This is a genomic window from Longimicrobiaceae bacterium, assembly GCA_035696245.1.
In the GTDB taxonomy this organism is placed as follows: domain Bacteria; phylum Gemmatimonadota; class Gemmatimonadetes; order Longimicrobiales; family Longimicrobiaceae; genus DASRQW01.
Genome location: DASRQW010000298.1, coordinates 1 through 3,764 on the forward strand (window position 1 = coordinate 1; position 3,764 = coordinate 3,764).

Below are 3,764 nucleotides of genomic sequence, written 5' to 3' on the forward strand. Positions count from 1 at the left end.
ACCACGCCGCGGCCCCAGCGCTGCACGGCCACGTAGGTCACCTTCGCGCCCTCGTCTGCGAACAGCTCCGCCGCGCTCACGGAGAGCGTCTGCCGGTCAAGGTCGCCGCTCGCCAGCTCGTCCACGATCGTCACCTCGGACCCGCGCTCGGCCACCACGAGGGTGCGGCCGAACACGGTCGTGCCTGCATCGCCGATCCAGCGGTACGAGCGCACGGGCACGTCCACCTTCACGCCCGCGGGCACGTACACGAACAGCCCGCCCGTCCAGAACGCCCCGTTCAGCGCCGCGAACTTGCCGTCCTCCTCGGTCAGCGCCGTGCCCAGCCAGCGCTGCACCAGCTCCGGCCGCTCGCGCACCGCGGCTTCCAGAGACGTGAAGACGACGCCCTTCGCCTCCAGGTCCGCCGGCATCTCGCGGAGAACGACCGACGCGTCCACCTGCGACAGGCGGGCCGACGTCTGGCCGGACTCGCCGATGATCTCGCGAAGGCCGGCCGGCAGCGCCTCGGCCGATGCCACGGGCGTGCGCTCGTCCGCCAGGGCCAGCGCGTCCAGCTTGAGCAGGCGGCCGATGTCGGTGTAGCGCCAGTCCTCCGCGCGGATGCTGGGGGTGGGCGTGGCGGCGAAGGTGCCGTACGCCGCCAGGCGCGCCTCGCGCAGCCACTCGGGCTCGCCCTTGCGGGCGGCGAGGATCTCCACCTGGTCGCGGGTGAACGCGCCCACCTTCTCCGCGGGGGCGGTCGCCGTGCTGTCTGCCATTGTGTCTCCGGTCCGTCGTATCGTTTTCAAGACGGAAGGCTCTTCGCGCATCCGTCGTCAATTCCAGATGGGCACTCGTCGGAAACGGCGGAACATCGTTTGGGCGAATGCCGGCAGGCCGGCACCGCGCTCTATTCGCCAGGACACGAAACTACCGTGTCCAGGCGAACGGAGCCGCGAAACCGCCCGCGTCTCCGCCCTTCGGGTCACGATCGCTTTCGCGGGCGTCCGCAGCGCCCTCGCATCCCCGTCCACCACCTCGGCGGATGCGCACGGGACGCGACCGCATCACCCGTCCGTGCCCCGGCCATCACCCCGGCCGAAGCGGCGGATGCGATGAATCGCACCCCGACCGGCCGTACCATCGTCCCTCGTCCGAGACGATGTAAGCGGGGTTAGTCCGCGAAGGCGGACTTTGCGCAGTCGTTGCCGCGGTTTCAACCGCCAGGCCGGCCGGGGCGCTTCGCATCTCCCGAAGCACCCCGGCCGAGCCGGTCTACATCAGCCGACCGAGCCTTCCATCTCCAGCTCGATCAGGCGGTTCAGCTCCACCGCGTACTCCAGCGGGAGCTCCTTGGCGATGGGCTCGATGAAGCCGCGGACCACCATGGTGGCCGCCGCGTCCTCGCTCAGGCCGCGCGACATGAGGTAGAAGAGCTGCTCGTCGCCGATCTTGCTGACGGTTGCCTCGTGGCCGATGCTGGCGTGCTCTTCCTCGATCTCGATGTACGGGTACGTGTCGGTGCGGGCCTGCTCGTCCAGCAGCAGCGCGTCGCACTCCACGTTGCTCTTCACGTGGTGTGCGCCCTTCTCCACCTTCAGCAGCCCGCGGTACGACGAGCGCCCGCTGCCCTTGCTGATGCTCTTGCTCACGATGCGCGAGCTGGTGTACGGCGCCATGTGGATGACCTTGCCGCCCGCGTCCTGGTGCTGCCCCTCGCCCGCATAGGCGATGGAGAGCACCTCGCCGCGCGCGCCCTCGCCCATGAGGTAGCACGACGGGTACTTCATGGTCAGCTTGCTGCCCAGGTTGCCGTCCACCCACTCCATGGTGCCGTTCTTGGCCACCATCGACCGCTGGGTCACCAGGTTGTACACGTTGTGCGACCAGTTCTGGATGGTCGTGTAGCGGCAGCGCCCGCCCTCCTTGACGATGATCTCGATCACGCCGGAGTGGAACGAGTCGTTGCTGTACGACGGCGCCGTGCAGCCTTCGATGTACTGCACCTCGGCGCCCTCGTCCACGATGATCATGGTGCGCTCGAACTGGCCCATGCTCTCCGCGTTGATGCGGAAGTAGGCCTGGAGCGGCATGTCCAGCTTCACGCCCTTGGGGATGTAGACGAACGACCCGCCGGACCAGACGGCGCTGTTCACGGCGGCGAACAGGTTGTCCTGGTAGGGCACCACCGTGCCGAAGTGCTCGCGCACGATGTCTTCGTGGTCGCGGAGGCCGTCGTCCATCCCCTTGAAGATGACGCCGGCGTCCTCCCACTCCTTCTTGAGCGAGTGGTACACGACCTCGCTCTCGTACTGGGCGCCCACGCCCGCCAGGATCTTGCGCTCCTGCTCGGGGATGCCCAGCCGCTCGAACGTGTTCTTGATGCCCTCGGGCACCTCGTCCCACGTCTTCCCCACCTTCTCGCTGGGGCGGATGTAGAAGAAGATCTCGTCGAAGTTCAGGCCCGACAGGTCGCCGCCCCAGGTGGGCCACGGCCGCTTCAGGGCGTGCTTCAGCGCCTTGAGGCGATACTTGAGCATCCACTCCGGCTCGCCCTTCTGGGCCGAGATGTGGCGGACGATGTCCTCGTCCAAGCCCTTGCGGCTCTTGAAGAGGTAGTTCTCCTCGTCGCGGAAGCCGTACTTGTATTCGTCGAGCCCAAGCTCGGCTACGCTGTCGTTCACCGGCATCGGAATGCCTCCTCTGTCTTCGTGATTCGGGCCTGGGACGGTGGCGCGGCGGGCGCCGCCCCTCGTCGCGAGGTCAGACCGCTCCCGCCGTCTCCGTCCGGACCCAGTCGTACCCCTTCTCCTCCAGCTCCAGCGCCAGCTCGGCCCCGCCGGTCATGATGATCCGGCCGCTCACCATCACGTGCACCTTGTCGGGCGTGATGTAGTTGAGCATGCGCTGGTAGTGCGTGATGAGCAGCACCGTCAGCTCGTTACGCTCGGCCTTGATGGTGTTGATGCCGCTGGTCACGATCTTGAGCGCGTCGATGTCCAGGCCCGAGTCGGTCTCGTCCATCACCGCCAGGACCGGCTCCAGCATGGCGAGCTGCAGGATCTCGTTGCGCTTCTTCTCGCCGCCGCTGAAGCCCTCGTTGACCGAGCGGGCCGCGAACGCGGGGTCCATCTCCAGCATGCCCATGCGGCCTTCCAGCTCGTCCTGGAAGTCGAAGATGTCGATGTCGCCGCCGCGCTTGGCGTTCAGCGCCGTGCGCATGAAGTTGGCGACCGACACGCCGGGGATCTCCACCGGGTACTGGAAGGCCAGGAAGATGCCGGCGCGCGCCCGCTCGTCGGGCTGCATGTCCAGCACGCTCTGCCCGCGGAACAGGATCTCGCCGTCGGTCACCTCGTAGGCCGGGTGGCCCGAGATCACCTTGCTGAGCGTGCTCTTGCCGGAGCCGTTGGGCCCCATGATCGCGTGGATCTCGCCCTCGTTCACTTCCAGGTCCACACCCTTCAGGATCTCGGTGCCGTCCTCGGCGATCTCGGCGTGCAGGTTGGTGATCTTGAGCAGCGGTTCGGCCATCTATCTTCTCCTCGTGGGAAGCCGGGCGCGGAGCCGGCCGGTCTGGGTGGCTCTGGGGGAGCCTCGTTCTCGTAAACACCGCATCTCGGACGGCGCTGGCCACCTGGCGACGCTTCCAAGAATGATTCTTCTTATCAAGCCGGAACGTACGCCCGCGCCGGGGCAAAGTCAAGCCGGACGGAGAGGCCGTGGAGGAGGTTTCCCGGCCTCTCCGCGCCTCGTCCGCGGTGCGTTCCGGCGCCCGTTGC

3 protein-coding genes are annotated in these 3,764 nt (G+C 67.6%); all 3 read right to left on the minus strand.

Annotated features, from left to right (window positions below):
• On the minus strand, positions 1 to 761 hold a 761-nt coding region (locus VFE05_13935; protein ID HET6231168.1), incomplete at its 3' end, for a SufD family Fe-S cluster assembly protein.
• A gap of 501 nt (positions 762 to 1,262) precedes the next feature.
• Entirely contained in the window at positions 1,263 to 2,672 is a 1,410-nt protein-coding gene (sufB, locus tag VFE05_13940; GenBank protein ID HET6231169.1) for a Fe-S cluster assembly protein SufB, read from the minus strand.
• A gap of 73 nt (positions 2,673 to 2,745) precedes the next feature.
• Entirely contained in the window at positions 2,746 to 3,516 is a 771-nt protein-coding gene (sufC, locus tag VFE05_13945; protein ID HET6231170.1) for a Fe-S cluster assembly ATPase SufC, read from the minus strand.
• Positions 3,517 to 3,764 lie beyond the last annotated feature (248 nt).